This is a genomic window from Rummeliibacillus pycnus, assembly GCF_050459865.1.
Lineage (GTDB): Bacteria > Bacillota > Bacilli > Bacillales_A > Planococcaceae > Rummeliibacillus > Rummeliibacillus pycnus_B.
On record NZ_JBCMNM010000017.1, the window covers coordinates 56,034 to 76,369 of the forward strand.

Below are 20,336 nucleotides of genomic sequence, written 5' to 3' on the forward strand. Positions count from 1 at the left end.
TGCTATTCGTAGTAATTATTAGTGCAGCATACATGTTTATCTAATTTAGTAAATAGAGGTGTAGGTTTTATATGACGAGTCAATCTAAAATGAAAATCATGACAATATTTGGTACAAGACCAGAAGCGATTAAATTAGCTCCATTAGTACTTGAATTGGAAAAACATCAAAATGAAATAGAATCGATTGTAACTGTCACTGCTCAGCATCGTGAAATGCTTGATCAAGTGCTCGAAGTATTTAATATCAAACCAAAATATGATTTGAATATTATGACTAAGCGTCAAACATTAGTAGATGTAACGACACGTGCATTAGAAGGGTTAAATGAAGTATTACAAATCGAAAAACCGGATTTAGTGCTGGTTCACGGTGATACATCGACTACGTTTGTAGCTAGTCTAGCTGCATTTTACAATCAAATTCCAGTTGGTCATATCGAAGCAGGTTTAAGAACTTGGAACAAATATTCACCGTTCCCGGAAGAGATGAACCGACAACTTACAGGTGTAATAGCTGATTTTCATTTTGCCCCTACAAAAAAAGCACAACAAAATTTGTTAAATGAAAATAAAAAAGAAGATGCTATCTTCGTAACAGGAAATACAGCAATCGACGCATTATCGACTACTGTTTCTGAAGAATATAGTCATCCAATTTTAGAGAAAATCGGTAATGACAAAATGATTCTTTTAACAGCACATCGCAGGGAAAATCTTGGGGAACCAATGAGACATATGTTCAAAGCGATTAAACAGATTGTGGATGAACATGATGAGCTTCAAGTAGTCTATCCAGTTCATTTAAATCCTGTAGTAAGGGAAATTGCTGCAGAAATATTAGGGGAGAACGAAAGAATTCACCTAATTGAACCATTAGAAGTGATTGATTTTCATAATTTCTTATCAAGAGCGCATATCATTTTAACTGATTCAGGTGGTATTCAAGAAGAGGCACCATCTTTAGGTGTCCCAGTATTAGTTCTTCGAGATACAACAGAAAGACCAGAAGGAATCGAAGCAGGAACATTAAAACTTGCGGGTACAGAACAATCAACGATATATCAATTACTAAATGAATTATTAACTGATTCAAAGGAATATGAAAGAATGTCGAAAGCCTCTAATCCGTATGGGGATGGACATGCTTCTGAAAGAATTGTAGAATCAATACTGTATTATTTTGGAAAAAGAAAAGAAATGCCAAAGTCTTTCGAAAGATTAGAAAAAGCTAGTTTACATAAAAATATTGAAAAGGTTCTTAACTGAACCTAAATATATGTAACTGGCAAAAGTTATAGCTTTAATTAAAGGAGAATCCATAGGGAGTCTCTTTTTTTTATTTAATCAAGAACTCCAATTTCGGTAAAGAATTGTTTAGGGCATATAATCACAAAAGTAACAATAAATGAGTGTGTCTACAAACCAATAAAATTTTCTTTGATAAATCTAGTAAAAATGAGAATGAAATAGATAATAACCGAATAGTATTTCTATTAGGGTGTAGTATTTTAAATCATTTTATTTTCATTACTTTATGTGATTTGTAAAAAAAGGTGGATTGCTCATGATTCTTTTATTATTTTTTCTTTTAAGTGTCTTCTTTTTTATATTAACCTTTATCGTTCCAACGATTGGAACTAAATTATTTTGTTTATTACTTTCTTTTTTAGTGTATAAATGGGGTTCTCATCAGTTAAAGTTGATAGAGATGCAAAGAGACAAAGAAATTAAAAGTGAAGTGGAAGAAATGCTAGAAGTTTATCCTCATAGCCAATCGACGATTTCTGCAGACTATTTAAATGCGTTAATGTTAGGTGAGGCATCGCAAACTTTCTTTGTTGCGAAGAGAGAAGACATAGATTCTGATTTTGAAGTAAAGGAATATTTATTTAACGAGATTTACGAAACGTCGATTGAAGAAGATGGAAATCAAATAGCATTAATCTCAAGGGGTGGTCTACTAGGGGGATCCTTGCTTGATGGGGGAGGAAATTCCTTGGTTTATTTAATGGAACCAGAAAAGGCTGAAAAAAATGATGAAGATGAGGATACTGAAGAAAAATCAGATAAGAGTGAAGAACAAGGAGTTTCAAAACTAAGCTTGAAAGTGGTAGTAGATGATTTATCTAATCCGATAATAGAATATGTATTTTTAGAGCCTGAAGAACCTGTTGCAAAAGATTCCGATGAATATAAAGAAGCTGCTAAGCTATGTAAAAAATGGCATCAAATGATCAGTGTATTAATAAAACGCCATGATAATTTAAATAAAGTCGTAATTAAGCGTTATGAAAATTCGAATAAAGTTGTATAGTTCTTTTAACTAAACTTATTGATTTTATAGTGAATTACACTGTTTCTGATAAAGAGAAGACAAATTATAAAATATTAATGATTTTTCATTAAAAGAGTGTTATACTTTGCCCATAGATAAATAATTCCTTCGGGGTCGGGTGAAAATCCCAATCGACGGTGATGAAGAAATTCTAAGCCCGTGAGCCTTTTTGGCAGGATTTGGTGCAATTCCAAAGCCGACAGTATAGTCTGGATGAGAGAAGGATGTATGGAACGCTTATTTACTTATGGGATACGATAATATTCCGTAGGTTTATTTGATGATATTAAAATCAACCTTCCAACCCACCCCGTAGATAAAAATCTATGGGGTTTTCTTTTATTTAGAAAACCATAAATAATTTAATATTCGTAGTCCTTCGGGGTCGGGTGAAAATCCCAATCGACGGTGATGAAGAAATTCTAAGCCCGTGAGCCTTTTATAGGCAGGATTTGGTGCAATTCCAAAGCCGACAGTATAGTCTGGATGGGAGAAGGACAATGAGCAATGGTATGAGCTTTTGAACAATAGATTTCAATAGGCTTATTTAGTGATACCATTTACTACATATTCTCCCACAAACTCCTAAAGGTTTTGTTCCTTATGGAGTTTTCTTTTTGGTAAAAATTTTATCCAGTTAGAAGGTTTTACTTATCGGATGATTATTTTATGAATCTGGCAGTTAACCTTGCACAAGTCGCGGAGGTCAAAGCTTGTAGGTGAGATTAAAGTTTCCAACAAGATCATGTTTTGATTTTCAAATTTTCTAAACCAACTATATCTATAGAAGAAGTAATAAATGAAATGGAAAAAATGTTATGAATCTTTACGTTGAAGATTGCAAGGAAGAGGTTCTAATGATTGGCAAAGATATCAAGATACCTTCTGTTTCGAAATGAGGTGAAACAAGTGTTTACTGGAATTGTAGAAGATTTAGGAAATGTAAAAGCTATCAAAAATGCACCAAATAGTATGCAATTAACGATTGAATCCCAAAAAATCGTAGAAGATGTCCATTTAGGTGACAGTATTGCAGTTAATGGTGTTTGCTTAACTGTTATTTCGTTTTCAAACAACCAATTCACAGTAGAAGTCATGCCTGAAACTGTAAAAGCGACAAATATTCAATCACTACAAAGTGGAGAATATGTGAACCTAGAAAGAGCAATGCCTGCAAACGGACGATTCGGAGGACATTTTGTATCAGGGCACGTTGATGGTACAGGTGTCATTCTAAGAAAAAGAAAATTTGCAAACGCCGTTTATGTGGATATAGGAATAAGCAAAGAGCTAAGTAAGTTTTGCATGTTGAAAGGCTCAGTTGCAATTGATGGAATAAGCCTGACTCTTTTCGATGTGAAGCCAAGTCAACTAACCGTATCGCTTATTCCTCATACATTTGATCAAACAATATTAGGTATTAAAAAAGAAAATGATATGGTAAATATCGAAAATGATTTACTCGGAAAATATGTGATCAATCATTTAGAACAAAAACAAGAAAATTCAACGATAACTTTGGACTTCCTAAAAGAAAATGGATTCTAAGTTCTTTCAGTACATTTCTACTAACTTTGTTAGTGTAATTTGAAAATAGATTTTGGCTACTTTCAGTGAGTGAATAAACACTTGTTGTAAAAAGTATTGGCCCCCGGCGTACATCAAATATTTTGTAAAGAAAACTGTGCAAATAAAAATCAATATCTGGACTAAAATACCGAGTTATCATTGATATAAGGTGGGTGTATTTAAATGTTTAATTCAATCGAAGAAGCAATTGAGGATTTAAAAAACGGTAAAATGATCATCGTTGTAGATGATGAAGACCGTGAAAATGAAGGAGATTTTCTTGTGTTAGCAGAATATGCAACACCTGAAAACATTAACTTTATGGCGAAGTACGGACGTGGCTTAATTTGTACGCCAATGTCTAAAACATTAGCCCATCGTCTTCAACTAAATCCGATGGTTGAAAATAATACTGATAATCATCAAACTGCATTTACTGTAAGTGTTGATTACAAAACGACGGAAACTGGAATTAGTGCATTTGAACGCTCTGAAACAATTTTACAATTGATTAGTGCTACTGCTAAAGGTTCTGATTTTCGCCGGCCAGGTCATGTATTTCCGTTAGTAGCAAAAGATAATGGTGTATTGGAAAGACAGGGACATACAGAAGCCGCAGTGGATTTGGCTAAAATTTGTGGTTCAGAACCCGCAGGTGTGATTTGTGAAATCATGCTTGATAACGGAAAAATGGCAAGAGTACCACAGTTGCACGAAATTGCTAAAGAGCATAATTTGAAATTCATTACAATCGCTGATTTAATAAACTATCGCTATGAAAATGAACAATTGGTTGATCGTGTAGCATCTGTAAAATTACCTACTTCATTTGGTGAATTTCAAATGGTTGGCTATTCAAATCGATTAAATAATAAAGAACATCTTGCAATTGTTAAAGGAAATCCCAAAATTGATGAAGCACCACTTGTTCGTATTCATTCAGAATGTTTAACAGGTGATATTTTCCACTCAAAACGCTGTGATTGTGGACCTCAACTTCATAAATCATTAGAAATGATTGAAGAAGCAGGTTCAGGCGTTATATTATACATGCGTCAAGAGGGCAGAGGAATTGGCCTGCTCAACAAACTAAAAGCTTACGAGTTACAAGAACAAGGATATGACACAGTGGAAGCCAATGTTCATTTAGGTTTCCCTGCTGAAATGCGTGATTATGGATTAAGTGCTCAAATGCTTCGAGATCTTGGTATTACTAAAATTCGATTAATGACAAATAATCCTGCTAAAATTGAGGGTTTAGCGAAATATGGTATTGAAGTGATGGAGCGTGTTTCAGTAGAAATTAAGCCAGAGCCGGAAAATGAAAAATATTTAGAAACAAAAAAAATTAAAATGAGACATATATTAGCATAGGAGTGAATGGAAATGGCAAAAACATTTGAAGCACAATTAATCGGTACAGGTTTAAAAATTGGGATTGTAGTTGGAAGATTTAATGAATTTTTAACAGCAAAATTATTAAGTGGTGCTATGGACGGTTTAAAACGTCATGGTGTGTCTGAAGAAGATGTTGATATCGCTTGGGTCCCAGGTGCATTTGAAGTACCATTTATTACAAAAAAAATGGCTGAAACAAAAAAATATGATGCAATTATTGGTTTAGGCACTGTTATTCGAGGCGCAACTTCTCATTATGATTATGTTTGTAATGAAGCAGCAAAAGGTATTGCCAATGTAGGATTAACAACTGGTGTTCCAATTATGTTTGGTATTGTTACAACAGAAAATATTGAACAAGCTATCGAACGCTCTGGCACAAAAGCAGGAAACAAAGGATATGATTCAGCAGTTTCAGCAATTGAAATGGCTAATTTAAGCCGCATGTTTGATTAAATTTAAATAGTTTTTAAGTAGATGTATAAAAGAAGTTGTACGAGCTATACTATAAAAGATTTCACTTAAGAAATCCTTTCATGACACAGGAGGGGTTAACCGATGGGGGAACCAAGTCCAGGTGAGCACTATAGCTCAAAGTAGATTAAAGCGTTAATAATTCTCAAGCTTAAGAAACGGAGTGAAGTCCCGTGGATCAGGTCTGAGTAATAAAGCGAATGCAAAACATTTTAATCAACATGAAGGATTCGTAAATCTTCCATGATTTGGGAGGGAGAATTCAATGGGTGATCCGCCAAAAAAGCGTTAATTACTCAGAGAGTTCATCTACTCTGGGCAAGATTAAAAAGTTAAATTCTCAAGCTTAAGAAACGGAGTGAAGTCCCGTGGATCAGGTCTGAGTAAGAAGCGAAAGCTTAACGTTTTAATCATCATAAAAGGATATAAACTTTTATGATCAGGATGTTGAATAACAATGAGTAACCAGAACTCGTTTCTTAATTCTCATGAATGTTCATCTACTGTGTGCAACCAATTAAAAAGTTAAATCTCAGGTGAAAGCCTTTTGAGGCATGAGTCTGTGAGTACTGCAAAGCTTTAACAATTTAATCAACATGAAGGATAAAGTGAAATCAGACCCGGAATTAATTTTCCGGGTTTTTTATTTGTAGGAATAAAATAGAGATTCGATACTTTGAGTCCTATATCCTCATTACATTAGTAAAAAACTACATAAAATAGAAAAAATAATACACGAAATAACCATGGTAATTTTAGTTTCGCTTTTTGAACATAAAAAGTATATAAAAAGTATATTTTTATGAATTCATTATAGGAAAATTAGGTTTCTATAGAGAAAGTTATTAGTATAAAAAGACTTAACAAAAATTGGAGGAATTGTTATGAAACGCTTCCTTAGTTATTTTATTTGGGTAATAATTCTTGCAATAGCCATATATTTAGGATTACGATTTCGTGTCTATTTAGGAAATGAAGCTGAAACTACATATAATTCCTTTCCGATAATGATTTTTACAATTTTATTTCCTATGATCATTGGTATATTACTGCGAATACCAAAATTTTTAGATGAAAATAAAGGAAAAAAGAAATGGAGTTTTGATTGGTTAAAACTAATAATCATTGCATGTCCAGCTCTTTATGTTGCCTTATTACCTTATTTAATTTACACATCATATGGTGAAAAATTATTCTTTGCTGAAGAAGCGATGTTATTAGGGGAGACGACTACAACATTAACTACTATTACTGGAATTATTTTTGGATATATCATGATCGATAGTGTGAAAATGAAGTAGTGAGAAAATATCAGATGACAATTCTCTTTATATTATGGATTTAATATTACTAAATCTTATTTTAGATTGAGTATAAAAATTAATCCTCAAGCCATACTATTTTAGATTTCACTTTTGAAATCCAACATGATCAGGAGGGTGAAGACAATGGGAAAGCCGGACTACTTAGACCCAAAATCTCAAAAAGTTCATCAACTCTGGACTAGGTTAAAACATTCGAAATCGCAGGTGAAGGGACAGTCGCAGTTGACTCTCCATAACCGTATTTTGAAAAGTGAAGCGAAAGCGCGACAATTTTAATCATCGTGTAGGATAAGGTGTAATCAATTTAGAAGTCACATTAGTGTTAAAACACTGATGTGACTTCTTTTAATTACATACAAGTACTATCTTTAACTTCAAGTTCAGTATTTTGGGGTTTCGAAAGAAATATCTTCGCATCTTCACAAAGTGCATTATAAATTTTTGGATTAGATAACAAATCTTTTTGTAAAAATGCATAAGATTTAAGCTCTGCAAACTTGCAACCATATGCTAAAGAATTAATATGTCTGATAATCAGTTGTGTTTCTCTTGAATACAAGTCATGATCGCTTTCACTATTTAATTGAATTACACAATTATAAAAGGTTAAAGCTTCCATACTTAGTTTTGATCGAACGCGGGGATTCGATAGTTTCTCTATATTGTGCTCAATTAATTTACGTGCTGATGAGAAATCACTTTTTGCAATACTTTTTTCTAAAAATACAATATCTCTATCTAATTTCATTCTTTTTACTCCTAAAAAGTCTGTATTTATATGATAAAAGACATATAACAATCGTATTATATAGCTACTTATGAACTAAGTAAATAAGTTATATAAAAAATATATATTTTATTTACATATTATCTTATAGAGGTTTCCAGTATTTGTTTTAAAGCTATAATAATGTAAATTTACCACCTCATTTTTCCTTCTTTGTAGGCAATCGACACACTTTGAAGCACATAGACATATCATTTATGGAAGAGGTGGTGAAGTATGAGAGACGATAAAATCACTAAAACCCATAATCCTGTCGAAATTGAACAGCAGGAATGGAAAAAAAGACGGTTAAATGAACGCATGAAGCAGATGCTTACAATCGCTTCACCTATTTTTCTCTTACTTTTGTGGGAGTTTTTATCCCGAACAGATTTAATTGATGTACGTTTCTTCCCGCCGCCAACAGAAATTCTTCGTACTTTCTTTAATATGGCTGTAACTGGAGAATTATTTCATCATATTTGGATCTCTTTATACCGAATATTTGCTGGATTTTTACTAGGCGTAATACCTGGTGTAGTCATCGGATTATTGATGGGATTATATTCTCCAATTAGGCATTTTATATCGCCAATAGTGATGTCGCTTATGCCTATTCCAACATTAGCCTTATTACCAATCATTATCATATTATTTGGTATCGGTGATTTTTCAAAAGTAGTCACGATCGCAGGTAGTGTATTTTTTCCAGTAGTGATAAATACAACTGCAGGTGTTATCAATATCGATTCCATTTACTTAGATGTTGCAAAAAACTATGGGGCTAATTCTAAGGATTTCTTCTTTAAAATTGCACTTCCAGGTTCACTTCCTGTCATGATGGAAGGAATTCAAATGGGGCAGGCAATTGCGCTTTTAACGATTGTTGCAGCTGAAATGATGGGAGCTACTTCAGGTATAGGCTATCTAATCTGGACCTCCTACAAAGCCTTTTTATTGAAGGAAATGTTTGTTGGGCTCATTCTCATCTCGTTTTTTGGCTATCTATTTTCTCTATTACTGCGATATCTTCAGAAGAAAATTCTGCCTTGGAGGTGAGGCTATGGTGGATCAAATGAAAATATCTATTAAAGATATGACTAAAGTATTCTTTAAGAAAAATAGTAGTGTTACAGCTTTAGATCAAGTGTCATTAGATATTTCAGAAGGTGAGTTTGTTTGTCTTATAGGCCCGAGTGGTTGTGGAAAAACGACATTGTTAAGAATTTTGGCGGGATTAGAAACAACAAGTGTAGGTGATTTTGAGATTAAGCAGGGCAAGGAAGATAGACCTCTTCAATCAATGGTTTTTCAAGAAAGAGGTATTATTCCTTGGTTAACAGTAGAAGATAACGTGGCTTTTGGTTTGAAAATGAGACATTTACCTCATGACATTATTAAAGAAAGAACAGATTACTATATAAAAAAAGTTGGACTTGAAAAGTTTTCAAAGCTTTATCCAAAAGAGCTATCTGGTGGAATGAAACAACGTGTAAGTATTGCACGTGCATTTGCAAATGATCCGGAAATATTGTTGATGGATGAACCTTTTGCAGCACTTGATGAGCAAAACAAATTTATCCTTCAAGAAGAATTACTTTCTGTCTGGGAAGAAACAAAGAAAACAGTATTGTTCATCACGCATAGTATTGATGAGGCGTTACTATTAAGTGACCGTATCTTACTGATGAGTGCTCAGCCAGGAAAGATAATCAAAGAGATTAGAAATGATTTGCCAAGACCACGAAATATCGAACAAATTCGTGCAAATCAACAAACAACAGAAAGTTTTATTGAAATATTAAAGCACTTGCATGAAGAAGTTCAAAAGTCTAGGAAGTAGTTGTGTTATGTAAAGGGGGATTTTAATGGGGAAATGGTTGAAACGCGGTCTTATGATGCCATTACTATTACTTGCGATGGTCATCATGGGATGTACAAATAATGGTACCTCATCTTCAAATAACAGTAAGGTAGACAATGAAGTAAGTAAGGATAATAAATCAGGTGATTTAGCACCATTAGACAAGAAAGCAAAGGTAGTAATTGCTGAAGACGGGGCAGCTTCAGGGGCTGGGTTTTATATTGCAAATGAAAAAGGCTATTTTGCTGATTACAATATAGAAGTAGAGTTTGCCCAATTTGCAAATAGCGACGATATGCTTCCGGCACTTGCTGCTGGTGAGGTTGATATTGCAGGAGGTATTTCTACAGCATCTTTCTTTAATGCGATTGCCCAAGGTATCGATGTAAAGATAGTAGGAGATAAGGGGCATAATATGCCAGGAAAATCCTATTTTACTTTCGTAATTAGCAACAAGATGAAAGATGTTATTAAAAATTACTCGGACTTCAAAGGTAAGAAAATAGCCATCTCATCTAAGAATTCAATTGACGGTTACATTTATCAGCTAATGTTAAAACATGCTGGATTAACTGAAAAAGATGTAAAAACAGTGATCATGAATGATTTCGGTAGCATGCTTGGTGCATTAGAAAATGGATCAATAGATGCAGCACTTAGCATCGAGCCATTAATTGCCCAAGGAGTAAGTAAAGGGATTTTAACTCGTTTTGGGGATGCAACTGATTTTGCTCCAGATTCACAGATTGCATTAGTATTAGCTTCTCCAAAGTTTATGAAAGAGGAAAAGAATATATCACTACGCTTCATGCTCGCATATTTAAAAGGTGTTCGTGATTATAACGATGCTTTCACAAAAGGTGAGGGAAAAGCAGAAATTGTTAATATTATGACGAAATACACTGCGTTAAAGGATCCTGCTTTATGGGATAAAGTAAATGTAACTGGGCTTGATCCAGATGGCAAAATGCGTGTAGATGATATTAAAAACCAATATGAAATGTACAAAGCTAATGGCGCAACGCAAGGTGAATTCGACTTTAATAAAGCCGTTGATACGTCTGTTACTGAAGAGGCTGTAAAGATTTTAGGAAGCTATAAATAGAGTAATAAAAAAGGAGTAAGCTATTTGCTTATTCCTTTTTTGTATAATAAGTTTATTTTACATCTGTAATTTCAGAGATTTGGAAGAAACTTTGTGCATCATTGCCTTCAACATAATTGTAATAGACCTTATATTTGCGATGGTATACTTTTGTATCCTTCTTGCCATTTTGTGTTTCGGCAATGACTTCTTTTGTATTAACAGTGAAATCAGTATCTGAATCACGTTTAATGGAGTTGATTTCTAATTTACTTACTTCTTCAATAAACCCTTGTTTATGTTTTTCAGGGATTTCTGCTAAAAGATCTTCGTATAATTTTGTATCATGCATGATATATTCGTTAGCTAAAGGAGAAAAATCTCCAGTTTCAATTGCTTTCGCATATACAACTGGATACATTGCAATAAAATCAGAAAGTTTTTGTTGTTCTGCATCTGTCATCTTTTGTCCAGAAACCACGATATTGTTAGAAGAAGTTTCTGTTTGTTGCTTTGTAGATGTTGATGTAGAATTTTCATTTGTATTGTTTGATTGATCAGTCGAATGCTTTTCAGTAGTAAATGCTTCTGTTTTTGCCGGTTCCTTTGATGTTTTTGCAGAATCATTGCTACAAGCAACCATTAAAGAAGCTGCTAATCCGATTGAACATAAGAGCTTCCATTTTTTCATGTCAGTACCTTCTTTCACAAACTATTTTTCTTAATCATAACGTATTTGCTACAAAGTTGATAGTATGGAAAGAATTTGTTAACCAAAATTCGATAAATTGAAATGAAAATAATATGAACAAAACCCTTTAGATTTTTCATATATTAGAGTATTATTATAATTATTCTTATATGAAAGGTGGGTTTTGAAGTGGATAAAATAGTATCTATACCTAGACCTTTAGTACGAGTTAATCAATGGACTATTTTATTAAGCACAACAGCTACGTGGTTTTTTCATCAACCATTTATTTTATTAATTCCGCTTATTGCAAATTTACTAGGGCTTTTTTTCAATTTTAACCCATTTATGAAATTTGCAAGATTGTTTTTGAAAAAAAAGCCTTCAGATTACATTCCTGAAGATGTCGTACAACAAAAATTCAATTCATGTATAGCGATCGCGTTTTTATTCCTTGGATTTATAGGCTTTGAATTAGATAAATCAATAATAGGCTATACCTTTACCATTATGGTTGCAGCGGCATCAGGCATCGCAATCTTAGGATTTTGTATTGGTTGCTTTATCTTTTTCCAAATAAATCAATTGCGATACAAATTAAAAAAAGCTACTCATTAAGAATAACTAGAGATGATGAAGAATTGAAAATTAATATATTGGTTAAATTTTTTATTCTAATACCTAGAAAGTTTCCCTGAGAAGTGCTACAATGACTCTTGTACTTGATATATACTTTATCATCTCATTGCCGATTTAGTTAAATGGTAGAACGGTGGTCTCGTAATCCATTGATAAGAGTTCGATTCTCTTAGTCGGCATTAATATCAAATATAGTATTACTTATAAATATTAATATCCTTATGAATGTTGATTTATATCATCGTTTGTAAGGATTTTTGTTTTGTCAAAGTTATCTTGAGTGTATATAGGACTATGGTTGTTTTTGAGGGATGTTACAAATTTTTGTTACACATTACACTCAACGTTACATCAGCAACTCGGGCTAATCCTTTTTTAACTAAATCTTCATTAAGATCTAAGATTGCTAATTTAAGCTTGTCCTTGCTTAGATTACTTGTTATTTCATCAACTTTGATTTATTGAATATAATATACTATAAATAGCATGTAAATGAAAAGACGCTTGAGGTTATACGTCAGGGCATAAATATAACAAGTCCACAAAAGATGAACGTGTAATATGTATTTGAAAAATAAGGGAGGTATTTGGATGAAGAAGAAAGAAACTGTGAAAACAGGTATTGGATTCGGTTCAGCTTTAGCGATTACAATTTCTTGGAGCGTAAACAAATCAATCTTATGGGCGATATTTCATGGTATTTTAAGCTGGATATACGTAATTTACTATGCGGTAACTAGATAACAATTACCTAGCTTAAATATAAGTAACGATTAAACTGATATGTGATAGTTTGCAGATTATATTACAGATATTAGTTCCACTTTTGAACATGGATCAATCAAAAATGATTGGTCTCTTTTTTATTTGTATCTAAAAGGAATGTATGTGTATTAGTAAAAATTTAAAAAAAGGAATAATTATAAGGTTATTGAACTATGGTTTGTGTTAGAATTGGTACAAATGTTATAAAATTATAAATAAAAAACGATTGGAGAATGTTAATAAATGGGAAGAATAATTAAATTAGTCTTTTCTATAATTGTTATTTTTACTTCTATATTAATATTTAATAGATATGATGCAAACGCAAAAACAAGTTATATGCTAAGTAAAAATAATATCTATACTTATGAATTTAAATTTACTGACGAAGATAGCCAAGAATTTAACTCAACATTTACTGACAAATATATAAAAAAGGTTAATGGATATCTTGTATTTTCGCATAATTACGATGCATATAAAGAGACAAAAAATGGACTATTTCATTCTTTCTGTACAGATGCCCCAGAAGCCCCTCCCTGTTCAGTAGAAACTAAACCGCTTAAAGAAATTTCTTATCCAATAAAAGTAGGAAAAACATGGGGATATATAGATACCTATAAAAAGAAAATAATAGCAACAAATTTAACTGTTAAAACAAAAGCTGGCACCTTTAAACATGTAATAAAAGTAAGACTGTATCAATCTGCAAATTTAGGGTATGAAGATTGGTATGATGAGTATTATGCACCTAATGTTGGGTTAGTTCGAACAGAAAATATTTTTGAACAGGAAAGTCATTGGATGAAAGATTTAATAAAACTTAAAAAAATTAAAAAGCATTGATAGTTTTATCTGCACCTCAATTGTAAGTATGTTTTTTATGTCGTATTCAGAATATGATGTGCATCAGTATAAAAAAGTAATTATTCTTTGATAGGAAAGATTAAAAAAGAAGGTGAAGGTGAAAATGTATTTAGATCTTACAAATACATTTTTTTATTGTTTGAGAAGTATTAGTAGCATTCTAAAAGGAATGACGCTTAAGTGATTATACATGAAAAAGGTTGTACATAAAGTATTTATACATTAAACAAGCACAAAATGTATGGTTGTTGGAATATGCTGAAAGTGGAAATCCAAAATGAGAAGGAGAGAAAAATTGAGTTTTAAATATAAGGATGACATTTTTAACAGTATGAATTTAGTCCAAGAGCTTGTAAAAGATTATGGAGCCTGCCTAGAATGTGGAAATAGTAGTATAGGAAGTAACAAAAATGTTGGTTCAATGGATTTTGATGGAAAATTAGGAACATTTGAACGGACTTGTAAGTGTGGTTGGAATGTGAAAATTAAAATGGAAAAAATTTAACGTAATTACTGTAATAAGCATGAGTCGAGAGAATGCTCATCTATACGACTTATTATTTTGAAACATTAAGATGTGATAGGTAGGAAATACCTATCACTATTTTTATGAACTCCATTGATAATACCATTTTAGATAATCATGTTGTTGGTGACCTTTCTCTGACTATTTTTTAACGTCAATTTTCCATTTTATTTCTTTATGATCTAAACTAAATGCAGGAGTAAAAATTAATTTATAGGTACCCGTTTTAGCTACGTCATATTTGATGAAACCAGAAAGTTTTTTGCCCTTGTTTATATCTCCAGAAATAGGTGTTTTTTTACCATAGTATTCATCTTGAGCTTTATCACCCTTATATAAACTAAAATGACTTGAATCTACATATATTTTATTTTTGCTACCGTTTTTAACTTTTATGTTTACCTGAAGTACTTTTCCGTTATGTGGACTATTGTTTTTGTCAGGTTTTACAATTTTTGCTTTAGTAATAGTAATTTCAACACCATTTACTTTTACTGTTTCACCAACTGTGTGAATTTTATTTTTCTCTTTTTTGTCTGCTTTTTGTTCAACTTTTGTAGTTGAATCACCTTCTGCTTTTTTTACTCGAGTATCTCCACAAGCTGTAAGGAAAATGGCTAAAATTATAGAAACTACACACATTAATTTCTTTTTCAATATTTCTTCCTCCTTTAAAAAAGGCCACTAAAAGAACAATGTATCACTTTAATTTTAGTCTTAACTAGTTTGATTTAAGTTATTCGTTGGCTAAGTTCACTTTTTGATGTCTAAAATTTATAAATAATCGGTTAAGAATTTGAAGAATATTAAGTGTATTAAATTTACTAAGCGGTCTTTATTTTGATGTATGAAGGGAAATGGTAGTGGCTACACTAGTTCTATTGTAAATAGACTTTCAATATTTGGAGGCGATGAAGATGCAAATGACAGAACAAGCTGCTGCATTTTTTAAAAAGGAAATGGCAGAAAAGAATGAAGATACATTGCGTTTTTATAATTTGGCAGGGTGTTGTCAACCAGTTTTGACTGCTGAGTTTGAACCAGCTCAAGCTGATGATAAAATTGAAATCGTCGACAATGTGAAAATTGCAATTGAACCGGCTGTAGTGGATGATTTAAAGGATGTCACAATTGGAATTGATGATACTGGTGATGAAGTCGAACTTGTTTTAGATGGATATATTATTCCTGAACAATGTGGCTGTGATCATGAGCATCACCATGATCACAATTAATAAATATGAAATTCTAAATTGTGCAGAATACCTGAAATTTAGATATTCCGTTCATATTTAATACAAAAAATGTAAATCAAATTCTATCTCAAAAATGTAAAACCTTTCCTACAATAAAATGTGGGAAAGGTTTTAAAATTGTTAAAGCCTTTTAATATTATAACAACTAATATGAATATACTAATGTTAGTGATAGGGGAGAATATTTACATATAGAACTAATTTGAAATTGCGATTTGAGATTTGTGTTTAATTCTTACTCTTGAGTAGGAATAAAACACATCATTCCAATATAAACAATTACCCTATGATTACATATATAAATAGCTCCTTAACTTAACATTCCCATAAGAATTACTTATGGAAATGTTAATAATAATATTAATTTTCTTAATGATGATTATTCTATAAAATGTACACAAGAACAATATTCATAAGAAAGGGGATCATTATGCAGTTTACAATAAGTCCAATTGCATTTGTTCATAATACTCGAATTAACTTAGAAGATGATGATTGGGGATCCATTATTTCAACCATTCAACTGGATCCGAGTATTAGTCCAGCAGCCATTATGGGGCTAGATGATTTTTCTCATATAGAAATCATATTTTATTTTGATAAAGTATCTGATGATAAAATCCAATATGAAGCTAGACATCCACGAAATAATAAAGAATTCCCTGAAGTTGGCATCTTTGCCCAAAGAGGTAAAAATAGGCCCAATAAATTAGGCGTAACAATTGTTAAGCTTTTACAAGTTAAAGAAAATCAAATCGTTGTAAAAGGTTTGGATGCAATTGACGGTACACCAATCATTGATATAAAACCTGTAATGAAAGAATTTTTGCCTAAGGAAGAAGTTATTCAACCAAAATGGTCTATCACCTTGATGGAAGAGTATTGGAAGACTCATAAAGAATAACTAATCAATTCCCCAAAAAATACAGCATTAAAATAATTATCATTAAAAAGACCTTGTACTCTATCAAGATATTCAGTTTTTCCGTCAATCTTTAATCTTTGAACATTAAATGATATCCAATTTTGTTCATTGTGGAGCGAAAAACGGCGACTCCTCGAAAATGAATTCGCATTTCCTTCGTGCGATGTTAATTCAATGAAGCTCATTCATAGTTCTAAGGGAAAAGCGTGAATGAAAGCCCTCAGGAACATAGTAAGTTCTGAAAAGTAAAAAAAGGTAACATTTATAATAAAAATCTTGTAAAGCTATCTTTGTTGATGTGGAATTAGCGAAAATTCTTTTTGATCTGTAAGAGCAAGAAGAATTTTCTGCGACGAAGCTAGCGAAGCGATGCAGGAGCAATCTTTGCCTGCGGGAAAGCGAGACAGGTGAGACCCCGCAGGCAGCGAGGAGCGCTGCCGAGGAGGCTCAACGATCGCCCGCGGAAAGCGAAGCTAATTCCACATCAAGTAGAAACAGATTAATTCTATTAATATTTATATTTAAACACTTTTAAATACCCTAAACGTAGGTAAAATAGATTGAAGCCAAGCCCGTAGAAAGCGCCGTCTGAAGCGGAACAAACAAATCTGAATAACCGAAAATGGATTTAAGAAATTGATTCTCATAGTAATATTTAGATTTTAAGGTTTGTTATCCTTCAATATTTTGAGTGGTAAATCTAGAATATATTTTTTTACAATAATTATGGAAATTAATTATAATATATAGTAATAATGGTAGGAGAGGGGAGATACAGTGATTTCAATTAAGTATAAATTAGAATCCGATGATTTGCCTATTTTAAAGAATATTTATCAATCAGTAGGCTGGATGAAACATGATGAAGAGGTCATCCAAAAGGTCTTTGATGCGAGTACTCATAAAGTGTTTGTGATGGAAGGTGAAAAAATTATAGGGTTTGCTAGAGCTCTTTCAGATGGTGTATTTAATGCAACAATCTATGATGTTGTCGTACATAAAGATTTTCAAAATAAAGGTGTTGCAAAAATTGTAGTAGAAGATTTACTTAAACAATTAGAACATGTTTCTTGTATTCAACTAATTGCAACAACTGGAAATGATACTTTTTACAAAAAATTCGGTTTTAAAAAGTTAAAGACTGGAATGGCAATTTATCAAAATGAAGAATTAGCAAGGGAATATTTAGAATAGTATTAATATAATAAAAGGGAAAATTCATTTATAAATGAGGTGCATGAATATATTTGAAATTAAACATAATCGAAAGAATGTCATTGTATTATTACATGAAATTTATGGAATAAATGATCATATAAAGTATTATGCTAATCTTTTTTGTGAATTGGGGTGTTACGATGTAGTATGTCCTGATTTGCTTAAGAAGGATGGTCCATTTACTTATGATAGTGAACAATTAGCATATCAATTTTTCACAGAAAAAATTGGATTTGAAGAAGCTGCGACAGAAACTAAGAAATTAATTGAAGAATTGAGTTCAGAATATGAAAAAGTACATATCGTGGGTTTTAGTATCGGGGCTACTGTTGCTTGGTTATGCAGTGAAATGAAGGAAGTTGATCGAATCGTTTGCGTTTATGGATCACGTATTCGTATTTATTTAGAAATGTCACCAGCTTGCCCAGTTTTATGTATGTATGGTGAGACCGAAAAATCATTTGATGTTTCGTTACTAGTTAATCAATTAGAAAAGAAGGATGTTGAAACGCAGCTCCTAACAGGTACTCATGGTTTTGCGAATCCTTACTCAAAGGAGTTTAATAGGGAGTCTTACATAAAAGCAAATGAAATAATAAAGAATTTCTTATTGAAATAATACGGGGATAAAGGAGATATGATGAAGTTATACGGAAATGCATACAAATTCATACTGAAAAAAGACTTTATGCTACTGATTATTGTGTTTGTATTAATATTTTTTACATCTTTCATTTGGTTTGGCGTACCTGTTTTTATAATAAGTGGTTGGATGTTCAAGTTAGAATTCCCTGTGTATATCCAGTTGATTGTCGTATCACTTAGTGTTGGTATCCTACTTTCTTTATACTTTGTTCCCTTCAATATAAAAGTAGCGAAAAAAGTTGCAGAGATTAAACAGCAAAGTACTAAAAGCAGATTTATTCGAATACAATCATCATTTGTCTTGCTATTTACAATGATTTTTGTTGTGTTCATCATATTTGTCTTTTTAATCTAAAAACGATAGAAAAGTTTCTAATATTACTTTTAATTTCAATTATTATCGTTTTCTTGAACGCCTTTCCCTAAATATTCACCAGCAGATGGATCGTAATAAATTTCCATATACTTTCCGGATTTAGTTTGTCCTTCTATTATAAAAAAAGGTCTTTGCTCATCGTCACGTAAAATTTGAAAATGATAGCCTAGTTTAAAAGGTGGTTTTTTAAAGCTAGGTCTAAGAGCAAATCTTTTAACAGCTAAATTGACAATGTCATTGCTATTGATAGTAATATCTGATCTTTTAAATGGAATGTCACTCGAGGTATCCAATATAATATATTTTTTTAATTTTCCATTTTTTATTTCAGTAGCCATTCGATACTTTGCATTAGGTAAACTAAACATTCCATTCCAATTAGCTTTCTTTCCATCAAGACCACTTATTTTCCCATCATCAACACTTGCCATATTAATCAATAGAGGATTTTTGTCATATTCTTTCGCTTGTTGAATTCCAAGATCGATAGCTTGCTGTATCGTAATTTCTTTAGTAGGTAATGAATCGAATGAATCTACACTAAATACAGTTCTATTTTCAATTCTTTTTTGAAACACAGAATCTTTAAATCTAGTAATATCGAATGAATACCAAAAACAAAATAGTAGGATACAAAAGAATATAAATCGTAGTATTTTGCTATACAATCTTTCACATCCTTTTTGTCGTAAATATTCAATCCAAAATTATCTATTACATTGTATTCTACTTAAAGAAATTTTAGAAAAGCAAAAAGGAGATAATTTTCCAAATTAAGGTGATTGTTGATTAGCAAATTGAATAATAGGGAATATGTGGATATTAAGATTTGAATTAAGTTATAATTTACTAAAGATGATATGAGTAAAATAAAAAGATGGATTAAATGTATATAAGCCTACCTATGAAATAGAAAGGAAGATTAAGAGAAATGACTATGATTGCTTCATTTGCGCCTTTGCTTATCTTGTTTATTTATATTATTCCAATTATATTTGTAATTTGGTTTATGGTTAATATGGTGAATTTACAAAAAGAGAATAATACAATTTTGAAATCAATTGAAGAAAAATTAAACCGTAAAAATAAAGGGGAATAACTCTTTATGAGGAGGGAATAAATTGATTAAATCTTTGAAGGGACAGCTAATTTTATCGTTATTCGTATCAGGATGTTCTATTTATTTAATTTTTTCTAGATTCGAGTTAAATGATGGAAATCGATTTGTACAAATCATTTTCTTCTTTGCTTTGATTTTAAACATATTTAATAGTGGATTACTAACTCAAAAATATATGCATTCGAAGAAAAGCGTATAAATTTAGAGAGGTGTAAAAATGAAAGAAGATTATTATATTGGCTGGGGAACTTTAGCGCTAATTAACGCTGGAATTGCCCAAGGAAAGAATCGAACTGGATTCAATTGGTTTTGCTTATCTTTATTTTTAGGTCCACTAGCTACATTTATATTACTATTTGTAGAAAAGAGAGTGCAATAATTCCCTCACAAAAGGAAGCATAAATTAGTTTTATAAAACGTGGGTCACTTGTGTTAGGTATTGACTTAGGGCAAAAAAAGAAGAGTGATTGGAAAAATTACATTTTTATGTG

26 protein-coding genes, 1 tRNA gene and 2 riboswitches are annotated in these 20,336 nt (G+C 31.8%); of the genes, 23 read left to right on the forward strand and 4 right to left on the reverse strand.

The features are described 5' to 3' along the window. Window positions 1-71: 71 nt before the first annotated feature. The 7 genes from wecB (at window position 72) to ABE048_RS04370 (ending at window position 7,379) form a co-directional block, all read left to right on the forward strand. Window positions 72-1,268: a non-hydrolyzing UDP-N-acetylglucosamine 2-epimerase gene (wecB, locus tag ABE048_RS04340; RefSeq protein WP_430309392.1), complete on the forward strand. Its 1,197-nt coding sequence runs from the start codon at window positions 72-74 to the stop codon at window positions 1,266-1,268. 298 nt (window positions 1,269-1,566) lie between these two features. Continuing rightward, window positions 1,567-2,316, forward strand: a complete 750-nt coding sequence (locus ABE048_RS04345; RefSeq protein ID WP_430309394.1) for a hypothetical protein — start codon at window positions 1,567-1,569, stop codon at window positions 2,314-2,316. A 121-nt stretch (window positions 2,317-2,437) separates the two neighbouring features. Next, window positions 2,438-2,566, forward strand: a riboswitch (FMN riboswitch). A gap of 142 nt (window positions 2,567-2,708) precedes the next feature. Further along, window positions 2,709-2,839, forward strand: a riboswitch (FMN riboswitch). A gap of 407 nt (window positions 2,840-3,246) precedes the next feature. After that, window positions 3,247-3,885 carry a riboflavin synthase gene (gene ribE, locus ABE048_RS04350; protein ID WP_430309576.1) on the forward strand — a complete coding sequence of 213 codons (639 nt, stop codon included), beginning with the start codon at window positions 3,247-3,249 and terminating at the stop codon, window positions 3,883-3,885. A 204-nt stretch (window positions 3,886-4,089) separates the two neighbouring features. Beyond that, window positions 4,090-5,280: a bifunctional 3,4-dihydroxy-2-butanone-4-phosphate synthase/GTP cyclohydrolase II gene (locus ABE048_RS04355; RefSeq protein WP_430309395.1), complete on the forward strand. Its 1,191-nt coding sequence runs from the start codon at window positions 4,090-4,092 to the stop codon at window positions 5,278-5,280. A gap of 12 nt (window positions 5,281-5,292) precedes the next feature. Further along, on the forward strand, window positions 5,293-5,760 hold the full coding sequence (gene ribH / locus ABE048_RS04360) for a 6,7-dimethyl-8-ribityllumazine synthase (RefSeq protein WP_430309396.1): 468 nt from the start codon (window positions 5,293-5,295) through the stop codon (window positions 5,758-5,760). A gap of 902 nt (window positions 5,761-6,662) precedes the next feature. Beyond that, the gene (locus tag ABE048_RS04365; protein ID WP_430309397.1) at window positions 6,663-7,079 is read left to right on the forward strand and encodes a hypothetical protein; all 417 of its coding nucleotides are present in this window, start codon (window positions 6,663-6,665) and stop codon (window positions 7,077-7,079) included. A 147-nt stretch (window positions 7,080-7,226) separates the two neighbouring features. After that, window positions 7,227-7,379 carry a YpzG family protein gene (locus tag ABE048_RS04370; protein WP_430309399.1) on the forward strand — a complete coding sequence of 51 codons (153 nt, stop codon included), beginning with the start codon at window positions 7,227-7,229 and terminating at the stop codon, window positions 7,377-7,379. Window positions 7,380-7,452: 73 nt separating this feature from the next. On the opposite strand, the gene ABE048_RS04375 is transcribed toward ABE048_RS04370, so the two are convergent. Beyond that, window positions 7,453-7,851, reverse strand: coding sequence for a hypothetical protein (locus ABE048_RS04375; RefSeq protein ID WP_430309400.1), 399 nt, complete (start codon window positions 7,849-7,851; stop codon window positions 7,453-7,455). A gap of 255 nt (window positions 7,852-8,106) precedes the next feature. Here ABE048_RS04375 and ABE048_RS04380 point away from each other — a divergent pair, with 255 nt between their 5' ends. Genes ABE048_RS04380 through ABE048_RS04390 form a run of 3 tightly spaced genes read left to right on the forward strand, consistent with a single transcriptional unit; the run spans window position 8,107 to window position 10,838 of the window. After that, on the forward strand, window positions 8,107-8,928 hold the full coding sequence (locus ABE048_RS04380; protein ID WP_430309401.1) for an ABC transporter permease: 822 nt from the start codon (window positions 8,107-8,109) through the stop codon (window positions 8,926-8,928). A gap of 4 nt (window positions 8,929-8,932) precedes the next feature. Further along, window positions 8,933-9,712, forward strand: coding sequence for an ABC transporter ATP-binding protein (locus ABE048_RS04385; protein ID WP_430309402.1), 780 nt, complete (start codon window positions 8,933-8,935; stop codon window positions 9,710-9,712). A 25-nt stretch (window positions 9,713-9,737) separates the two neighbouring features. After that, window positions 9,738-10,838 carry an ABC transporter substrate-binding protein gene (locus ABE048_RS04390; protein ID WP_430309403.1) on the forward strand — a complete coding sequence of 367 codons (1,101 nt, stop codon included), beginning with the start codon at window positions 9,738-9,740 and terminating at the stop codon, window positions 10,836-10,838. Between the two features lie 52 nt (window positions 10,839-10,890). Here the strand turns inward: ABE048_RS04390 and ABE048_RS04395 are convergent, their stop codons facing one another. Continuing rightward, entirely contained in the window at window positions 10,891-11,508 is a 618-nt protein-coding gene (locus tag ABE048_RS04395) for a TcaA NTF2-like domain-containing protein (protein ID WP_430309404.1), read from the reverse strand. A 189-nt stretch (window positions 11,509-11,697) separates the two neighbouring features. On the opposite strand from ABE048_RS04395, the gene ABE048_RS04400 reads away from it, so the two are divergent. The 5 genes from ABE048_RS04400 (at window position 11,698) to ABE048_RS04420 (ending at window position 14,284) form a co-directional block, all read left to right on the forward strand. Then, window positions 11,698-12,126: a DUF4395 domain-containing protein gene (locus ABE048_RS04400; protein ID WP_430309405.1), complete on the forward strand. Its 429-nt coding sequence runs from the start codon at window positions 11,698-11,700 to the stop codon at window positions 12,124-12,126. A 129-nt stretch (window positions 12,127-12,255) separates the two neighbouring features. Further along, window positions 12,256-12,326 (forward strand) — tRNA-Thr (locus tag ABE048_RS04405). Between the two features lie 412 nt (window positions 12,327-12,738). Then, a complete protein-coding gene (locus ABE048_RS04410) occupies window positions 12,739-12,891 on the forward strand; it encodes a hypothetical protein (RefSeq protein ID WP_430309406.1) in 153 nt (50 codons plus the stop codon). Window positions 12,892-13,155: 264 nt separating this feature from the next. Further along, entirely contained in the window at window positions 13,156-13,758 is a 603-nt protein-coding gene (locus ABE048_RS04415) for a hypothetical protein (RefSeq protein ID WP_430309407.1), read from the forward strand. A gap of 316 nt (window positions 13,759-14,074) precedes the next feature. Next, window positions 14,075-14,284, forward strand: coding sequence for a DUF3797 domain-containing protein (locus ABE048_RS04420; RefSeq protein WP_430309409.1), 210 nt, complete (start codon window positions 14,075-14,077; stop codon window positions 14,282-14,284). 162 nt (window positions 14,285-14,446) lie between these two features. Here ABE048_RS04420 and ABE048_RS04425 read toward each other — a convergent pair whose 3' ends face one another. Further along, window positions 14,447-14,962 (reverse strand): DUF4352 domain-containing protein, encoded by a 516-nt coding sequence (locus ABE048_RS04425; RefSeq protein ID WP_430309410.1) that lies wholly within the window; start codon window positions 14,960-14,962, stop codon window positions 14,447-14,449. A 260-nt stretch (window positions 14,963-15,222) separates the two neighbouring features. Between ABE048_RS04425 and ABE048_RS04430 the strand changes: the two genes are divergently transcribed. The 5 genes from ABE048_RS04430 (at window position 15,223) to ABE048_RS04450 (ending at window position 18,704) form a co-directional block, all read left to right on the forward strand. After that, entirely contained in the window at window positions 15,223-15,540 is a 318-nt protein-coding gene (locus ABE048_RS04430; RefSeq protein WP_430309412.1) for a hypothetical protein, read from the forward strand. A 451-nt stretch (window positions 15,541-15,991) separates the two neighbouring features. Then, on the forward strand, window positions 15,992-16,465 hold the full coding sequence (locus ABE048_RS04435) for an SAM-dependent methyltransferase (RefSeq protein WP_430309413.1): 474 nt from the start codon (window positions 15,992-15,994) through the stop codon (window positions 16,463-16,465). Between the two features lie 798 nt (window positions 16,466-17,263). Next, window positions 17,264-17,680, forward strand: a complete 417-nt coding sequence (locus ABE048_RS04440; RefSeq protein ID WP_430309414.1) for a GNAT family N-acetyltransferase — start codon at window positions 17,264-17,266, stop codon at window positions 17,678-17,680. 43 nt (window positions 17,681-17,723) lie between these two features. Continuing rightward, a complete protein-coding gene (locus ABE048_RS04445) occupies window positions 17,724-18,323 on the forward strand; it encodes a dienelactone hydrolase family protein (protein WP_430309415.1) in 600 nt (199 codons plus the stop codon). An 18-nt stretch (window positions 18,324-18,341) separates the two neighbouring features. Beyond that, complete coding sequence (locus tag ABE048_RS04450; protein WP_430309417.1) at window positions 18,342-18,704, forward strand: hypothetical protein; 363 nt, start codon at window positions 18,342-18,344, stop codon at window positions 18,702-18,704. A 35-nt stretch (window positions 18,705-18,739) separates the two neighbouring features. Here ABE048_RS04450 and ABE048_RS04455 read toward each other — a convergent pair whose 3' ends face one another. Further along, entirely contained in the window at window positions 18,740-19,393 is a 654-nt protein-coding gene (locus ABE048_RS04455; RefSeq protein WP_430309419.1) for a hypothetical protein, read from the reverse strand. A gap of 263 nt (window positions 19,394-19,656) precedes the next feature. Between ABE048_RS04455 and ABE048_RS04460 the strand changes: the two genes are divergently transcribed. From ABE048_RS04460 to ABE048_RS04470, 3 genes are read left to right on the forward strand one after another with little or no spacing between them, the layout of a single operon-like run. Then, window positions 19,657-19,824: a hypothetical protein gene (locus ABE048_RS04460; protein WP_430309421.1), complete on the forward strand. Its 168-nt coding sequence runs from the start codon at window positions 19,657-19,659 to the stop codon at window positions 19,822-19,824. A gap of 22 nt (window positions 19,825-19,846) precedes the next feature. Beyond that, window positions 19,847-20,044 carry a hypothetical protein gene (locus tag ABE048_RS04465; protein ID WP_430309423.1) on the forward strand — a complete coding sequence of 66 codons (198 nt, stop codon included), beginning with the start codon at window positions 19,847-19,849 and terminating at the stop codon, window positions 20,042-20,044. An 18-nt stretch (window positions 20,045-20,062) separates the two neighbouring features. Continuing rightward, complete coding sequence (locus ABE048_RS04470; protein ID WP_430309424.1) at window positions 20,063-20,224, forward strand: hypothetical protein; 162 nt, start codon at window positions 20,063-20,065, stop codon at window positions 20,222-20,224. The last annotated feature ends 112 nt before the right edge of the window (window positions 20,225-20,336 follow it).